13 protein-coding genes and 2 pseudogenes are annotated in these 17049 nt (G+C 66.0%); 13 read left to right on the top strand and 2 right to left on the bottom strand.

Going from position 1 to position 17049, the window contains the following annotated elements:
- Positions 1-101: 101 nt before the first annotated feature.
- The 7 genes and pseudogenes from OG524_RS13995 to OG524_RS13965 all read left to right on the top strand — a co-directional run bounded on the left by OG524_RS13995 (position 102) and on the right by OG524_RS13965 (position 8251).
- Entirely contained in the window at positions 102-560 is a 459-nt protein-coding gene (locus OG524_RS13995; protein ID WP_405810463.1) for a hypothetical protein, read from the top strand.
- Between the two features lie 48 nt (positions 561-608).
- A complete protein-coding gene (locus OG524_RS13990; RefSeq protein WP_405810461.1) occupies positions 609-2081 on the top strand; it encodes a hypothetical protein in 1473 nt (490 codons plus the stop codon).
- Positions 2082-2109: 28 nt separating this feature from the next.
- The gene (mycP, locus tag OG524_RS13985; protein WP_405810459.1) at positions 2110-3483 is read left to right on the top strand and encodes a type VII secretion-associated serine protease mycosin; all 1374 of its coding nucleotides are present in this window, start codon (positions 2110-2112) and stop codon (positions 3481-3483) included.
- A 431-nt stretch (positions 3484-3914) separates the two neighbouring features.
- Positions 3915-4345: pseudogene (locus tag OG524_RS13980) on the top strand (hypothetical protein).
- A 14-nt stretch (positions 4346-4359) separates the two neighbouring features.
- A pseudogene (locus OG524_RS13975) lies at positions 4360-6719 on the top strand (hypothetical protein).
- A gap of 46 nt (positions 6720-6765) precedes the next feature.
- The gene (locus OG524_RS13970; protein WP_405390486.1) at positions 6766-7425 is read left to right on the top strand and encodes a hypothetical protein; all 660 of its coding nucleotides are present in this window, start codon (positions 6766-6768) and stop codon (positions 7423-7425) included.
- Positions 7426-7600: 175 nt separating this feature from the next.
- The gene (locus tag OG524_RS13965) at positions 7601-8251 is read left to right on the top strand and encodes a hypothetical protein (RefSeq protein ID WP_405390487.1); all 651 of its coding nucleotides are present in this window, start codon (positions 7601-7603) and stop codon (positions 8249-8251) included.
- Between the two features lie 437 nt (positions 8252-8688).
- On the opposite strand, the gene tnpB is transcribed toward OG524_RS13965, so the two are convergent.
- Positions 8689-10167 carry an IS607 family element RNA-guided endonuclease TnpB gene (gene tnpB, locus OG524_RS13960; RefSeq protein ID WP_405810455.1) on the bottom strand — a complete coding sequence of 493 codons (1479 nt, stop codon included), beginning with the start codon at positions 10165-10167 and terminating at the stop codon, positions 8689-8691.
- Between the two features lie 373 nt (positions 10168-10540).
- On the opposite strand from tnpB, the gene OG524_RS13955 reads away from it, so the two are divergent.
- The 4 genes from OG524_RS13955 (at position 10541) to OG524_RS13940 (ending at position 15469) form a co-directional block, all read left to right on the top strand.
- On the top strand, positions 10541-10975 hold the full coding sequence (locus tag OG524_RS13955) for a hypothetical protein (RefSeq protein WP_405390489.1): 435 nt from the start codon (positions 10541-10543) through the stop codon (positions 10973-10975).
- A gap of 17 nt (positions 10976-10992) precedes the next feature.
- Positions 10993-13338 carry a hypothetical protein gene (locus OG524_RS13950; RefSeq protein WP_405810453.1) on the top strand — a complete coding sequence of 782 codons (2346 nt, stop codon included), beginning with the start codon at positions 10993-10995 and terminating at the stop codon, positions 13336-13338.
- 34 nt (positions 13339-13372) lie between these two features.
- Entirely contained in the window at positions 13373-14044 is a 672-nt protein-coding gene (locus OG524_RS13945) for a hypothetical protein (protein ID WP_405810451.1), read from the top strand.
- A 393-nt stretch (positions 14045-14437) separates the two neighbouring features.
- Entirely contained in the window at positions 14438-15469 is a 1032-nt protein-coding gene (locus OG524_RS13940; protein ID WP_405810449.1) for a MarR family transcriptional regulator, read from the top strand.
- A gap of 4 nt (positions 15470-15473) precedes the next feature.
- Here the strand turns inward: OG524_RS13940 and OG524_RS13935 are convergent, their stop codons facing one another.
- Positions 15474-15899 carry a hypothetical protein gene (locus tag OG524_RS13935; protein ID WP_405390493.1) on the bottom strand — a complete coding sequence of 142 codons (426 nt, stop codon included), beginning with the start codon at positions 15897-15899 and terminating at the stop codon, positions 15474-15476.
- A gap of 78 nt (positions 15900-15977) precedes the next feature.
- Between OG524_RS13935 and OG524_RS13930 the strand changes: the two genes are divergently transcribed.
- The gene (locus OG524_RS13930; RefSeq protein WP_405390494.1) at positions 15978-16799 is read left to right on the top strand and encodes a Scr1 family TA system antitoxin-like transcriptional regulator; all 822 of its coding nucleotides are present in this window, start codon (positions 15978-15980) and stop codon (positions 16797-16799) included.
- Positions 16796-17044, top strand: a complete 249-nt coding sequence (locus tag OG524_RS13925; protein WP_405390495.1) for a DUF397 domain-containing protein — start codon at positions 16796-16798, stop codon at positions 17042-17044. Before OG524_RS13930 ends, OG524_RS13925 begins: the two co-directional genes overlap by 4 nt.
- Positions 17045-17049 lie beyond the last annotated feature (5 nt).

Here is a 17049-nt window from a genome sequence, read left to right as displayed (position 1 = left end):
CTTAGCTATAGCCAGCTGCATACGGGGAGGTTGCTGTGGCGAGCGACGCAGGGTCAGGATCGGGGCCGGCTCCGGGATGGCCGTTCGGTGGAATCATCGCCATGGCGCAGGACGCCGTGGGCGATCTGGTCACGGAACTCGAGTCGTTCACGAAGTTCCGCAACCACATCGACGAACTGCTGGCGGACCTCAAGGCGTCCCCGGCCGATGCGAAGAAGCTGAACGAAGTCTCCATCGGAGAGTCCCAGTTCGGGGACCCTGGATGGGCTGAGGCCACGGGGCTGTTCTCCTCGTACAAGAAGGTCGTCACGGAGCTCGAAACCTTCTCGAAGCTGCTGTCGGACTCGATGGAGGGCATGAGCATCGCGGTCCTCGCGTCGCACAAGGGTTACGAGAACCTGGACGACGACATCCGTGAGCGCATGCTGGCGATCCGAGAGGGCGCGCAGGAGCACTACGAGGGCGAGTACGACCCGCAGCCGGAGGGCGGCAACGGGAGCAGTGAGAAGCCGGTTGAGACTCCGGAGCCTTCGTCGACGGAGGAGATCGGGGGCGCGTGATGGTGACGGGGTTCACGTGGGGATCGTTGGTACTGACGGGGGAGCGACATGGCTGAGGCACCCGAGACATCCGGGGCATCCTTGACATCCTTTGAAGGGATGTCACACAAGCAGATGATCGCGTGGCTCGACCAGGCGAACAGTACGGCTGTGCAGGCTGTAGCAGACCGCCTGGCGCACGCTGGGGCGGAGATCGGGAAGATCGCTGCCGAACTGAAGATCCGTCCGCAGTGGGTGAACTGGGAGGGCGAGGGGGCGTTCTCGTTCCGTTTCTGGAGTGCGGACCTGGCCAACGAGACCCAGCGCCTGAGTGATTACAGCAAGGGGGCGGCGGAGGAGCTTGGTCATGCCGCGGACGCGATCGCTCTGGCCAAAGCGGCAGTGCCTCGTCCCAACGCGGGTGATCAGGCCAACCTTGAGGCTGCTCTCTCGGCCCCGAACGACCCGGACGCGTCGATGTTGGCACAGAAGCTGAGTGCGTCTCTGGACAAGGAGGCGCTTGCTGCGGCTGCGGAGATGACGAAGCTCTCTCAGACGTACCAGCAATCGGTGGCGGGTTTCGGTCGGCTGGACAGGCCTGAGTTTCCGCCGCCGCCGAAGGTGATCGCGCCGGACGATGAGCTGGTCGAGCGGGGCGGCACCAGCGGCTCCTTCTCACGCACGGGCTCGCCGACGGGAGTCGACAGCGGCGCGCCAAGCGCCGTTTCGGCGTCTGGAAGCCGTTTCGAGTCGTCTGACACCGCGGCAGTGATCTCTGGACCTCCAAGCGTGACAATGCCGGTCGGTAGCGTGGTGCAGCGCCCGGTAGACATGGAGATCGCCGGAGTCGACACGTTGCCGGCGCCTTCGACGATTCCTTCGGTCGTTCCTCCCGTAGCGCCAGGACCAGGTAGGCCCGACGCCGGCCTTCCGACGACGCCTGTGGTTCTGCCGCCCGGTATCGGCGGCGGACCGGTGCAGCCGTCGACAAACACTGGTGGTCGAACGGGTACTACTCGGCCACCGATGTCCACCGGTGCTGGAAACCTGGGAACGAATCCGATCGGCCGACCGACCCGCGACGGCGGAATCGTCGGTGGCCGCCCTGTTGCCCAGAGTCAGGGGCGTCCTGTGGGAGGTCTCCCTCGCGGCACCGTGATCGGTGGTGACGGCACCCATGCCGGTCGCGGAGCGATGGGGCACGGCGGTGGCATGGGCGGAACCGGGGGAGGCGGCCAGGGCGGAATCACCGGTGGACGCCGACTCGCGGGTGAGACCGGCGGCATGGTGGGCGGCCGTCCACAACAGCCAGGACGCACGACCGGTCGGCCGTTCACGCCCGGTGGCACAGGACTGGTGCGGGGTGCGGCAACGGGCGACGGCAGTCGTGTGGCCGGCCAGGCCGGGCGAGGAGCAGCGGGCTCTCCCCAGCGAGCCCGCGACCCGCGCCGTGATGAGGGGGAGCGGCCGGACTACCTCGTCGAGGACGAGGAAACGTGGCAACAGGGCGGCCGACGCGTCGTCCCGCCAGTGATCGACTGAGCTGCAAGACATAAATAAAGGGAATCGGATGCGTACCAGCAGTGCAGCGGTCACCCGTCGTGGAACCGTCACTTCCATTGCAGCGGCCCTGCTGCTGGTAGGTGCCAGTCCCGTGTACGCGGACTCGGTGCGGTCGAGCCAGTGGCACTTGGATGTAATGCGGGCTGACCAGATGTGGGAATCGAGCACCGGCGAAGACGTAACGATTGCTGTTATCGACTCAGGTGTCGATTCGGCCAACCCTGATCTTCAGGGGCGTGTGCTCGAAGGGAAAGACCTGGCGGAAGGTTCCCCAGGGGGTGAGCATGTGGATTACAGGAATCACGGAACGGGGATTGCTGGACTTATTGCGGGGACGGGAGATGCGAGTGGTGATGGAGCTTTCGGTCTCGCACCCTCGGCTAAAATTCTACCTGTTCGCGTACGGGATAACTTCGGCAAAGTCAATGGAGCTACGGGGGATAAGAACTTCAACGAAGATGTCTCTGTAGGCATTCGCTTCGCGGTCGATAACGGCGCCAAGGTTATTAATATTTCCCTTGGTAATAATACTGGATCGCAACAGCTTACGGATTCGGTGAAATACGCTCTGGATAAGGGGGCTCTCGTATTTGCGGCCGCAGGAAACAGTGCCGATGAGGAAAATGCGGTCGAATACCCGGCCGGAACCCCTGGAGTAGTCGGTGTGGGGTCGGTAGGAAAGGACCTGAAGCGGGCTAAGTCCTCTCAATACGGGCCGCAGGTCGATCTCTCCGCCCCCGGTGTGGACATGGTTCACGCGTGTAGCGGTGGGACCCAGTTGTGCAAGAGCAGCGGCACCAGTGATGCCACCGCCATCGCCTCCGCGTCCGCAGCCCTCATTTGGTCCAAGTACCCTGACTGGACGAACAACCAGGTCCTGCGCGTCATGCTCAACACGGCCGGCGGCCCCATCAGTGGTGATGAGCGTACGGATTACATCGGCTACGGGATCGTCCGCCCTCGCATCGCCCTGAAGACTCCGGGTGACCCCGGCCCGGCCGACGAATACCCGCTGCCGGACCTCGCCGCCGCAGCGTCCCAGAAGCCGTCGTCGGAGCCGTCCAAGGCGACCGGCGGCGCCGAGAAGAGCGACGAGCCGGAGACCGCGGCAGCGGCCTCGGACGGCAGCGGCAACACCGCTCTCTGGGTCGGCATCGGTATCGGCGCAGCGGCGCTCGTCGGCGTCGCGGTGGCTGTCGTAGTGATCCGCTCCCGCCGTCGCAACGCGGCCGTCCCGGCGGCGCCGTCCTATCAGTCGCCGTACGTGTATCAGCAGTCCCAGCCCCCGTACCCGCCCTACTCGCCCCCGTCGGGCGCTCCCGGACCCCAAGCCCCGTACGGCGGCCCCCCGCACCAGGGTGGCCCTGGCCCCACTACGTGAACGTGTTCCTTCCGGTGCCCGGGAGAGGTGTGTCCGCCTTCGCCGCTGGGCCGGCGCTGTTGACGGTCGGCGCATCGGCCACCGCGCCACCGCGGCGGCTGCGGATACGATCCTGTCGCAGCAGTGGCATCTCGAAGCGATGGGCGCAGAAGAGTAGAAGAGATGTGGCGGACCAGCACCGGTGAAGGTGTGGCCGTCGCCCTGCTCGATACCGGAGTGCGCGAAGCCCCCGAGTTGGCAGGGCAACTGCCCGGAGGCCCGTGTATGCGTGCGGGACAGCGCGGACGCCTCGTGATCCGGCCACATTCGGATGCGGCCGTAGCGCGTTTTCTCCCGGCCTGTATCAGCGGAATCCGAAGCGCTAGCGTGAGCGTTACTGAAGGCGAAGTCGATGGCTTCGGCGGTATCCGGGATTGAGTACGGGGGAATTCGTGACGTTTGACGCAGAGTGGCGGCGCTTCGGGCGGAGTCGACGCAACGGGTCGATATGCGGCTCAACGGTGTCGATGACGGCAACGGTGGTCATGGTGCGCCCAGCAGTCCCGATCTGGCGGTCAACCAGGACGACCTGGGGGCTATCGGGCACGACGCGTACGGTCTGCGCACCCGTCTGTCCAAGGACGGCGACCACGCCCGGCCCGCGACCTTCGACGCGGCGATCGCGCTGACCAACGGCAACTCCAGTGGGTCGGCGCTGTTGAATGTCCATGACCGCTGGAACACGCACGTGAAGACGCTCCTCGATGCATGTGCGCAGATTTCGGATCACCTCGATTACACCAAGTCGGCGCACGCGAAGGATGATGTGCAGATCGGTGGCGATCTGATCTCCGTCTCCAAGCTCAACGACTATCTCAAGTAATCGGGGGGTCAGGAATAGTGGAGTACGCGGACATCGTCGACGCGCCCGTGGCGAAGCTGAAGGCCGCGGCCGACGACTGGGCGGACATGGTCACGAAGTTGGACCGGTTGGCCGACGACGCCAACGACGGCATGAAGGTCAAGGCGGACAAGGCCGAGTGGGAGGGCGTCAACGCGGGCGTCACCAAGGCGTTCATAGGCAAGACGGCCAAGGAGTTCAAGGACCCGCCGCCGAGGCCAAGGGGGTCAAGCAGATCCTCGAGGAAGCCCACACGGCCATCAAGAAGGCCAAGGACGACCTCGTCGGCATCAGGGACGACGAGGGGCCCGCGGCTGGCATCCACGTGGATGCCAAAGGCAAGGTCACGGCGAGGGATCCCGTGGAGGACATCCCGCTGCAGCAGCGCCGCAACGACCCCGACATCAACTACCCCGAACTCCTGCGCCAGCAGAAGGCGAACATCCAGGCCTGGCAGAAGAAGATCGATCTCATCGTCGACAACTGCAACGACACCGATGTGTCCTTGAAGAACTCCCTCGAGGCCAACGTCACCGAGGGCAAGGACTTCAGCGCCCCGAAGTACACGAAGATGGACCGGGAGGAGGCCGCGCGCGCCGCTGCCCTGGCAGCCAAGGGCCGCGACATCACGCATACCGAACTCCAGGCGCTCAACGAGCTGCTGCATGACAACAGCAGGTCGCCCGAGTTCTCCAAGAGCTTCTACGAGAAGCTCGGTCCGGAGAAGTCGCTCGCGTTCTTCGGGCAGCTCTCGACGAGTACGTACGTCTACCCCAAGGTCGACAAGGAGCGGCTCAAGGATGTTCAGGCGCTGCAGAAAAACCTGGGACTGAACCTTGCCACGGCTTCCCGGGACAAGGCGTTCACCGCCGAGTGGGGACCGGAGCTGCGCAAACTCGGCACGGAGCGCATCCCACTGGCCAAGTATGACTATACGGGCCCCTTCGGTTACCAACTGTTGGGCGGCATCATGCGGTACGGGAACTACGACGCGAAGTTCCTGAACCCGATTGCCGAGCACGTCGCACAACTGCACCAGAAGAGCCCGGCCATGTTTGCCGACAACAAGGTGGCTAACAACTCGCTCAAGAACCCGTTCAACCCTTCGGGCGTGAACGGATCCGGATACGACCCGACCGTCTCCATGCTGGAAGCGCTCGGAAACAGTCCGGACGCGGCCAAGCGCTTCTTCACCGATGCGCCGACCGCGTACAACGAGGACGGAACGGTCAATCAGGGCGCCAAGGCTGAACTCGGCAAGGACAAGGACGGGGAGAAGATCGAGAACTACCTCGACTTCTTCGGTAACGAGAAGTGGGAGTCCCTCGGGGATATCGATCAATCGGACGAGGCCAAGCGGGAAGAATCGCTCGGCTACATGCCGGATGCCCTGGGCCATGCACTGGAGGCGGCGACGCTTGGCTATCCTGCCGGTCACCCGGACGTGAGCGTGGTGCGGGACGCCGAGAACGCTGAGGTCATGAAGCAGGTGATGGAGAAGTACGGCGCGGACGCGGGGCTCCTCAAGAAGCAGGAGGCGATGGCGGACAGCCTCGGCACGATGGGGGCCGGGTATATCGGAGACATCAACTGGTCGCTAGATAAGAGCAGGGGAGACAGCGTTTTTGCCCCTGGGAGGAACCCGGAAAACCACATTGACTTCTCCGACGGGTCTGAGCGGGACGGCCGCGATATCGCACGGAAGTTCCTCAGCGTCCTGGGGCAGCATCCGGACGCGTACGCCACGCTGTCCACAGCTGAGCAGGTGTATACGGCAAGTGCGCTGGAGGCCCAGGTAGGCCCGGACGGGAAACCTGATCCCGGGGGCGCCAGATCAGTGGTATTCCGTGGCGCTGAGGTGCATGGAATGCTCGACCAGTCCAGGGCCGACCAGGTCGAGGCCGACCACATGAAGACCCATGAGGACTACGAAAAGGCCGTGGCCAAACGAGCGGGCTGGGTGGAATTTGGGGCCACGGTCGGTGTGGCGGCTGGTGTGGCGTTCCTGCCCGTGACCGCTGCGGTGGGCACGGCGGCGGTGCTCGTTACCCTGGCGACCGACACAGTCACCGGGGCGGCGGAGCAGGTCATCAGCCAGGCCGTCGGCAATTTCTCGGAAAGCTCGGTGGAAAAGAGCAAGGAGAAGGCCGAGGATCTCACCGTAACGGAATGGAATAATATCTACCGGTCTGGTGAGTTCATGGCCGAAGCTCCGATGGACAGTTTTCACGATAGACATGCATCCGGCAAAGAGTACGGCGAATTTCGTCAAGAAATGATCGAGTCCTTGGCGCTCGGATACCTGCAAGGTAATGGTCGTGAGAACCAGCAGGGCAGTGCCCCTGAGACCGGTTGATGTAGATGGGGAGGGGTGCGGGATGCCCGTCGTGGGGTGTGCGCGGATGAGGCGATGGCTGACGGCTGCCGGCCTGGTGGTGGTCTTGGGTGCTGGAGGTGTGGCGTGCGCTTCGGGGGAGGAGGCGGAGGAGGTGCACGAGGAGTATGTCGGGGCGGGAGAGGTGTGTGACGGCTTGTTCGCCGGTCCGCTGGCGAAGATGGTCGAAGACGTGACGGGCCAGAAGCTGTTTTCCTGGAGAAATGTGAAGGGCATGGAGAAAGTGGTGAAGGCGCTCAAGGAGGGGTATGCGTCAGGGCGCACCTGGGCCGGAGGGGCCGACCTTTGCCGTTTGCATCCGAAGGGGGCAATGCCAACGGATTCGTTGGGCGGAGCGAAGTTTTCGATGTACGCCCCCCATGACGTGGGTGATTTCAACCTTCCGGTGGGCTCGGAGCTTTACACCATGGGCAAGCAGTCCGAGGTAGGGCGAAGTGGGGCGTCCCTCTATTTCGAGTGCGTCACTCCGCAGTTGAGGGGCTCCCGAGAGCGCCCGTTGCGGATCCTGGGCCATTTCGGGAGAGGGGAGAGCAACGCGCCGGATACGCGCGCATACCGCGACACCAACCTGAGGATTTTGCATGCCGTTTCGCTCAAGTTGGTGAAGGAGTTCGACTGCGAGAACAACGGTGGCCTGCCGAAGACCCCGGTCCTCACTCCAAAGTAGAGAGGTCATGTCCGGCACGGACTCTCCGGAGTGGGTATCCGTGGCCCTCGTGGTGACGGGCGGCCGTGAACCGGCGATGTCAGGCCGCGTTGTGTAAGAGCCGTGCACGTTGGTCGGCCGACGGATCGGCTGATGACGAGAAGAGTTGCCGGATGAGTGAAGTGGGTGTGCACGGATGAGGCGATGGCTGACGGCTGCCGGCCTGGTGATGGTCTTGGGTGCCGGGAGCGTGGCATGCGCTTCGGAGAAGAAAGAGGAGGAGAAGACGTTCGTCGGCGCTGATGAGGTGTGCGGCGATGTGTTCGCCGGTCCTTTGGCGGAGATGGTCGAGAAGGCGACGGGTGACGAACTCTTCTTCGCGGAGAGCCCGAAGGGCATGGAGAGGGTGGTCGCGGCGCTCAAGGAAGGGTACGAGTCCGGGCGTCCGTGGGCTGCGGGGGACACGCTCTGCCCGTTGCACCCGAAAGGTGCGAAGCAGACGGACGAGGGGGGAGCGAAGTTCTCCATGTATGCCCCGCAGGACGTGGAGGACGAAGGGCTTCCGACCGGTCAGGAGTTGTACACCATGGGTGTGCAGTCCACTGTCGGGCGAGGCAACGCGACCATCTTTTTCGAGTGTGTCACCCCCCAGTTGAAGGGTTCGGACAAAACGCCACTGCGCATCCACGGCGGTTTCGGGCGCGGTAAGAGCGACGCGCCGGACACGCGCGAGTACCGCAACCTGAACATGACCATTTTGCATGCCGTTTCGCTCAAGTTGGTGAAGGAGTTCGGCTGCGAGAACAACGGCGGTCTGCCGAAGACCCCGGTCCTCACTCCGAAGTAGAGAGGTCATGTCCGGCACGGACTCTCCGGAGTGGGTATCCGTGGCCCTCGTGGTGACGGGCGGCTGTGAACCGGCGATGTCAGGCCGCGTTGTGTGGGAGTCGTGCACGTTGGTCGGCCGGCGGATCGGCTGATGACGAGAAGGGTTGCCGGATGAGTGAAGTAGGTGTGCGCGGATGAGGCGATGGCTGACGGCTGCCGGCCTGGTGATGGTCTTGGGTGCCGGAGCCCTGCGTCCGCACCCCGTGCGATGTAGCGCCGCTCCGGGACCGGCAGGGCGCCGGGACCGCTCGGGTCGATCCGGGTGACGACGAAGTACGGGCCGATCTGCCGGACGGAGGTGCGGCGCGGCTGTTGCATGGATGAAGATCCCGTTGCTTTGAGTATCAGTAGATCTCAGCAATCCCGGCGTTTCTGCCGGAATGGTCCGTAGCGGTGTCACCAGAGTGCGAGTTGTGTTCTGGTGTCCTGTTGACGGTCTCCCGTTTCTGTCCCGGCTCTGGGGCTGGGGATTGTGCCACCTGCCCGCCCCGCCTGTGCCGTTGTCCGGCTCGGGCGGGTGGTGCGGGTCTTGCGGTCGGCTCCACGGGGCTTCGACCCCACCACGGTGGGGTCCAGGTCTCCGGCCACTCCGGTACCTGTGAGGCAGGTCGTGCGGGTGTTGCGGGTCGCGAGGGCGACCAGGTTGTGTCCGGCGTTCTCGTCCCGGTCCAGGACGAGTCCGCAGGTGTCGCACTCGAAGAAGCGGACGCTCAGGGGCAGTTTGGCTTTCACCGCACCACAGCGTGAGCACGTCTTCGACGAGGGAAACCACCGGTCGGCCACCACAAGCCGTGTCCCGTGCCGACGGGTCTTGTACGTCAGCTGGCGGCGGATCTCGCCGAACGCCGCATCCGCGATCCGGCGCGACAGCCGCCGGTTGCGGCCCATCCCCGCCACGTTGAGGTCCTCGACCACGATCGTGCTGTACTCGCGGGTGAGGCGGGTGGTCAGCTTGTGGAGGGTGTCCTCACGCAGGTTCGCCACCCGGTGATGCACCTTGTTCCGGACCCGGTTGGCCTTCTCCCACCGGCGGGAGGGCTTCTGCCCCGTGCGCCGGTCGGGGCCCTGCCGCCGGGACACGGCACGACCGGCCCGGCGCAGTTGCTTCTGCGCGCGGTCGAGGTGGCGTGGGTTGGGTTCTGCGGTGACCGTGCCGTCGCTGTCGGCGAGGACGGCCAGGGTTTTGATGCCGAGGTCGATCCCGACCGCGGCATCGGGGCGGGCGACCTTCACCAGAGGTTGCTGTTCCTCGACCTGGAAGGAGACGAACCAGCGTCCCCGGTCAAGACGTACCGTCGCGGACAGGATCCGCATGCTCCCGGCGTCGATACGGGCCCGCAGGCCAGGGTGGTGCTCGTGGAGACGGACCGTTCCGATCCTGGGCAAGGTCACATGCCTACCGTCCGGCTCCACACGGATCGCACCGGTCGTGAACCGGCACGTCAGGCGCGCCTTCCGCTTCGACTTGAAACGGGGAACACCCACCCGCGCACCCCTGCGCCCGCCGCCCTTCGACTTCGCGTAGTTGTCGAACGCGGCCGAAGCGTTCGCGAGACCGGTGTTGTAGGCCTCCTTGGAGTTCTCCTCCCACCAGCCGACGAAACGCGGATCGGACCGCTTGCCCTCGTTGAACGCCTTCCGCAACGACGGCAGCGACCACGACCGCCACGCAGTCAGCTCCTCCTCCGGGACACCGTACGAGGCCTCGGCCCCGCGCTGCCACCACACCGCCGTGACATGCCCGACAGCCCAGTTGTACGCAGCCCGCGCAGCACCCGCATGCGAATGCAGACGGCCCACGACCGTCGCATTCGGATCCAGGGCCAGCCTGTACGCGGACACGGTGAAGCCCGGCCGCGGCCTGAACTTCTTCACGCACCCACCCCATCAGGGCGGCGACAACGACTACAGAGCTTCACCACATCAGCATATTCACGGACATGCCACACAACCACTGAAGAAAATGGGAACAGTTGTCTACCCCCGAGCGATGTCGCAGCCAGGGCAGCCTACTTAAGCCGGGTGCGGCGCGCTGCGAGGGCATCCCGGATACCCGTCCTGTGAAGAGCGGGCCCCCGTGTACGCGTCCGGGGCAGCGCTGCCACCTCTTGATCCTGCTATATCCGGATGCGGCCGCAGCGTGTTTCCTCCCGGCCTGTATCAGCGGAAACCGAAGCGCTAGCGTGAGCGTCACTGAGGGCGAAGTCGATGTCTTCGGCGGTATCCGGGATCGAGTACGGGGGAATTCGTGACGTTCGACGCAGAGTGGGCGGCGCTTCGGGCGGAGTCGACGCAACGGGTCGATATGCGGCTCAACGCTGTCGATGACGGCAATGGCGGTCATGGTGCGCCCAGCAGTCCCGATCTGGCAGTCAACCAGGACAACCTGGGAGCCATCGGGCACGACGCGTACGGTCTGCGCACCCGCCTGTCCAAGGACGGCGACCACGCCCGGCCCACGACCTTCGACGCGGCGATCGCGCTGACCAACGGCAACTTCTCCAGCGGTTCCGCGCTGCTGAAGGTTCATGACCGCTGGAGCACACACATGAAGACGCTTCTCGACGCCTGCGCGCAGATTTCGAACCACCTCGACTACACCAAGTCGGCCCACGCGAAGGACGACGTGCAGATCGGCGGCGATCTGATCTCCGTCTCCAAGCTCAACGACTATCTGAAGTAATCGCGGGGGATTCGGAAATGCTGGAGTACGAGGACATTGTCGACGCCCCGGTGGCGAAGCTGAAGACCGCGGCCGACGACTGGGCGGACATGGTCACGAAGCTGGACCGGCTGGCCGACGACGCCAACGACGGCATGAAGGTCAAGGCGGACAAGGCCGAGTGGGAGGGCGTCAACGCGGGCGTCACCAAGGCGTTCATAGGCAAGACGGCCAAGGAGTTCAAGGACGCCTCCGCCGAGGCCAAGGGGGTCAAGCAGATCCTCGAGGAAGCCCACACGGCCATCAAGAAGGCCAAGGACGACCTCATCGGCATCCGGGACGACGAAGGACCCGCCGCGGGGATCCATGTGGATGCCAAGGGCAAGGTCACGGCGAGGCACCCCGTGGAGGACATTCCTCCGCAGCAGCGCCGCAACGACCCCGACTACCCCGATCTCGTGCGTCAGCAGAAGGAGAACATCCAGGCCTGGCAGAAGAAGATCGACCTCATCGTCGACAACTGCAACGACACCGACGTGTCCTTCAAGAACTCCCTCGAGGCCAACGTCACCGAGGGCAAGGACTTCAGCGCCCCGAAGTACACGAAGATGGACCAGGAGGAGGCCGCGCGGGCCGCCGCCCTGGCCGCCAAGGGCCGCGACATCACGCACACCGAACTGCAGGCGCTCAACGAACTGCTCCACGACAACAGCAAGTCGCCCGAGTTCTCCAAGAACTTCTACGAGAAGCTCGGCCCGGAGAAGTCGCTCGCGTTCTTCGGCCAGCTCTCGACGGACACGTACCAGTACGGCAAGGCCGACAAGGAGCGCCTCAAGGACGTCCAGGAGCTCCAGAAGAACCTGGGTCTCAACCTGGCCACCGCCTCCCAGGACAAGGCGTTCAGCGCCGAGTGGGGCCCGGAGCTGCGCAAGCTCGGTACGGAGCGCATCCCGCTGGCGAAGCACGACTACGGCGGGCCGTTCGGCTACCAGCTGCTCGGCGGCATCATGCGGTACGGGAACTACGACGCGAAGTTCCTCAACCCGATCGCCGAGCACGTGGCGCAGCTGCACCAGAAGGACCCGTACATGTTCGCCGAGAACAAGGTGGTGAACAGTCCGTTCAAGAACCCGTTCAACCCGTCCGGCGTCAACGGCGCGGGATACGACCCGGCCACCGCCATGCTGGAGGCGCTCGGCAACAGCCCGGACGCGGCGAAGCACTTCTTCAACGACCCGCCGACCGCGTACAACGAGGACGGAACGGTCAACAAGGGCGCCACGGCCGATCTGGGCAAGAACGGCGACACGCCGATCGGCAACTACCTCGACTTCTTCGGCAACGAGAAGTGGGAGTCCTTCCCCGACGTCAACTCCCTCGACGAGGACGAGCTCAAGAACTCCCTCAACCAGATGCCGGACGCCTTGGGGCACGCCCTGGAGGCGGCCACGCTCGGCTATCCGGCCGGTCACCCCGACGCGGGCGTGGTGCGGGACGCGGACAACGCGGCGGTCATGCAGCAGGTCATGGAGAAGTACGGGGCGGACGCCGGCCTGCTCAAGGAGCAGGAGGCGATGTCCGACAGCCTGGGCACCATGGGCGCCGGCTACATCGACGACATCAACTGGGCCCTGGACAAGGGCGGGACGGACAGTGTCTTCGCCCCCAAGAACTCGGACGGGCACATCGACTTCGAGGACGACACAGAGGGCCGGAGTGTCGCCCGCGGCTTCCTCAGCGCCCTCGGTCAGCACCCGGACGCCTACGCGACGGTCTCGGCCGCGGAAGAGGTGTACACGCGGAGTGTGCTGGAGAACCAGGTCGACGCCAACGGGGTGATCGACAAGGGTAGCGCCCGGTCGGCCGTGCACGTCGGCGCGGAGGTCCAGGGCATGCTGGACCAGTCCCGGGCCGACCAGGTCCAGGCCGACAACATGAAGAGCCACGAGGACTACGAGAAGGCCGTCGCCAAGCGCTCCGGATGGGTGGAGTTCGGCGCGGCGGCTGGCATCGCCGCGGGCGTCGCCTTCCTGCCGGCCACCGCGGCGGTCGGGACGGCCGCCGTGCTCATCCCGCTGGCCACCGACACGGCCAGCGGTGGGGCGGAGCAGCTCATAGGGCAGTTCATCGGTGATATGTCGGACAACTCGGTCGACGCGAACAAGGAGAAGGCCGAGGAGCTGACGAGGGAGGAATGGAACAAGATCTATCGTGCCGGCGAGTCCATGGCCGAAGCGCCGATGGAGGAGTTCCTCGCTCGTAACACCGGGGACACGGACGCGGACAAGGTTTTCCGTCAGGACATGAAGGAGTCCATGAGGCTCGGCTATTCGACCGGTAACGACCGGGAGAACCAGCAGGGCCAGGATCCGGAAACGGGCTGACGGGAACATGGGTACCGGTGGAGGGATGAGGATCGTGGGACTGGCACGGGCAGGGCGCCTGGCAGCCGCTGTCGGCCTGGTCGTGGCCGCGGGGGCAGGCCTGGCGGCCTGCGGCTCGGACGCGGAGGGCAAGAGCGCCGAGGAGACCTTCGTGGGGGCCGACAAGGTCTGCGGCGGTCTGTTCGGCGCGTCCTTGGCGAAGAAGGTCGAGGCGGTCACGGCGGATTCTGAGTTCTTCGCCAATGGCCCCGGCGGCCGGGACAAGGTCGTCGAGGCGCTGACGGACGGATACGAGTCCGGGCGTAGCTGGGCCACGGGGGCGGACCTGTGCGAACTCAGCCCCAAGGGCGGCGGGGCCGGCGATGGAGCGGCGGTCAAGTTCTCCATGTACGCCCCGCAGGACGTGAAGGACCTGAGGACCGACCCCGGCACGGTGTCCTACACGATGGGCAAGAGGTCCGAGGCGAGGGCCACCGGAGCCTCGCTCTACCTCGAGTGCGTGAGTCCGCGACTCAAGGGCTCGGATACCGAACCCCTGCGCATCTACGGGAGCTTCACGGTGGGGGAGAGCGACGCCCCGGACACGCCTGAGACCCGTGACGCCAATCTGGAGATCCTTCACACCGGGGCCCTCTCCGTGGTGAAGGAGCTGGGCTGCGAGAAGAACGCGGGGCTGCCCGAGACTCCCGATCTCGCGCCGAAGTAGATGCTCGGCGGGAGTGTGCCCCGCGGGGTCGGATGGCGGCTCCGGCGCTCGGGCCCCGAGTCTCGGGGCCCGAGCGCCGGGTGCGGCCCTGTCATTCGTTCGGGGGACCCGGGGATGCCTGCGGGCCGGCGCTTGAGCTTCGGGCTTCGAGACCTGAGACGCGAGGATCGGGGTTCGAGACGTGTTGTTCATCCGGGGGGTAGGTAAGGGCTTTTTGGGAAACCCCCCTCCCTCCCCACCCCCGCCACGGCCAGCAAGTATGACTAATCGTGACCGAGTTGCGGCGGAGAGTCGCCGCTGCTTACGGTGCCCACAACGAGACGACCCCGACGCGGTGTTTGGCGCACCGGCCGGGGTCTGACCCAAGATCGATTACCCAAGAAAGACGATCTCGTGGCTATCCAGCAGCTTAGCTCCGCCCCGCCCGCCCCCGCAGCCTCGCGCCCGTACCGCAAGGCGCACACCGGCTACGGCAAGCAGACCGTCCCGGCCCAAAGCCCCTCCGGTGCAGGTGTCTTCGGTGCAGGCGCCTTCGCCCTCCTGCCTGAGCGGGAGCGCTATGTCGCCGGGTATGTCGACCACCTGCCCGACGGTGCTGCCATGGACATCAAGTCGCTGGCCAAGGACCTGCCGCTGTACGGCCAGATGGCCATCGGCACCGCGCTGCGCGCCCTCGCCGTGGCCGGACATCTGCGCCGTGTCCGCTGCCGGGTGGAAGGGGCCGGTCAGTGCCGGTGGGTGACGCTCACCTACTGGTCACGCACCGCCCACGACAACGAGTGGTGGACTGCCAGGCTCGCAGGCGAGGCGGCCACCGCTCCGGAGCAGGGACCCGCACCCTTCGCCGAACGGGCACCCGCACCCGCCGCCGAACCGGCGGCCGTACCCCAACAGCGCACAGCGGAGCGACCCAACCCGAACCCGCCCATGCCTCCGGCACAGGAGGAGTCGAACACAGAGGCCCAGGCCCCTTCCCCCGCCTACCTCACCCTCGCCCAACTCGGCCGCAGTGAACCCCGCCTGGCGCTCTCCGCAGCCGACTGTGCCGCGCTGGAACCGCTCGCCGCCGCTTGGTTCGCGCGAGGTGTCAGCGTCGAGTACCTGACCTCGGCGCTCACCGCCGGGCTGCCCGAGCGCATCGGCTCGCCCGTCGGCCTGGTGCGCCGCCGCCTCACCGACAAGATGCCACCCCACCTGCCCACAGCACCCGCACCGACCCTGGGCCTACCCGTCCGCAGCGTCCTGGTCGAGTGCACCGACTGCGGCCGCCCCGGCCCGGCCGAAGCGCTCCCGGACGGCCTCTGCCGCCCCTGCGGGACCAGGCACCAGCCGGCTGATTCGTCAGGGGCCGCAGCCCCGGCCGAGGTCGAACGCGACGTCCCTGCCCTCGTCGCGAGCCTCCGCAACCTGATGCGCACGCCCTGAGCGGTCACGCGTCGGCGACGTGTGGGGGATCCTCCGGGGCGAGTTGCGCCATCACCAGCCCGTACAGCAGCTCCGCGTCCACGAAGTCCCCGTCCTGCGGAGGCCCGCACCGCCAGCTCAACGGATATGTGTTGCCGTGGGCGGCCGGAATCCCCACGTATTGGTCGCGGGCCGCCGGGCCGAAGCACTTCGCGCCGGGCGGCCAGTCGAAGTCCTGGCTCGCGCCGGGTTCCAGCAGGAAGTACGTCCACCGCGCCCCCGCGATCTCCCGCACGACGGGCCCCGGATCGCCGTCCGTGAGGGTCGCGAGGTGGTGCAGCACCGCCTCCCCCCGGACGCCGCGCAGCCGGATGGCGTCGAAGTGGATGCCGATGAGGCGGAGTTGGAGCCCCGATGCGGGTACCCATTCGGGGAGCTTCTTGCTCGTCATGGCTATGAGCATCGCGGTGACTGCGTAGCGTGACCAGCAGGACGCGATCCACATCCACGCGATGTGGGAAGGGCGGTGATGGCTGTGGGGACGGGTGGCGAGACGACGCGCGGGCGACGGCTGGTGGGGGAGCTGATCCGCATCCACCGGGTGCGGGCGGGTCTCACACAGAAGGAGGCGGCGGAACAGCTGCTGATTTCGGAGTCGCTGATGGGCGCGGTGGAGCGGGCGGAGCGCATTCCTTCGCGCGACCTGCTGATCGACGCGGACCCGGTGTTCGGTGCGGGCGGGGCGCTGAAGGCGTGCTGCGAGCTGGTGGACGAGGAGAAGTACCCGCCGAAGTTCCTGGACTGGGCGAAGCTGGAGCGGAACGCGCGGGTGATCAGCGCGTACGAGACGATGCTGATCCCGGGCCTGCTCCAGACGGAGGCATACGTGCACGCGCTGTACCGGTCGCGGGTACCGGCATACACGGAGGACGAGATCGCCCGGCACGTCGGGGCGCGGCTGGAACGGCAGACGGTGCTGTCGCGCACACCGCCGCCGCGCATCGGGTACGTCATCGAGGAGTCGGTCCTGGACCGGACCCTAGGCGGACCGGAGGTGCTGAAGGAGCAACTGCGGCACGTGCTCGACTGCGTGAAGCGGTTCAACCACTTGACGGTGCAGGTGATGCCGTCGGCTCAGCACACGCATGCGGGGTTGAACGGGCCGATGCAGCTGATGTCCACGGTGGAGGGCCGCACATTGCTGTTCGCGGAGGGGCAGGGCGGAGGTAGGTTGCTTTCGAAGCCGGAGCAGGTGGGCGACATGTTCGACCTCTTCGGCATCCTGCGGGCGCAGGCGCTCAACCCCTGGAAGTCCGCGGAGGTCATCGAGACGAAGGTGAGGCAACTGTGAGCGACGGGCCCGGACTTTCCTGGTTCAAGTCCAGCTACAGCGGCAACGAGGGTGGCGAGTGCCTGGAAGTCGCCTACGACTGGCACAAGTCCAGCTACAGCAACAACGAGGGCGAGGCCTGCGTAGAGGTGGCCACCTGTCCCCACACCGTCCACGTCCGCGACTCCAAGGTCACCGACGGCCCCACCTTCACCGTCAGCCCCGCCGCCTGGACCGCATTCGTGGCGGGTGCGGTCCCGGGCTGACCGAC

The organism is Streptomyces sp. NBC_01520 (assembly GCF_045040375.1).
Classification (GTDB): domain Bacteria; phylum Actinomycetota; class Actinomycetes; order Streptomycetales; family Streptomycetaceae; genus Streptomyces.
Note: the sequence above shows the minus strand (reverse complement) of the source record. Positions and strands in the feature narration are given on the sequence as shown.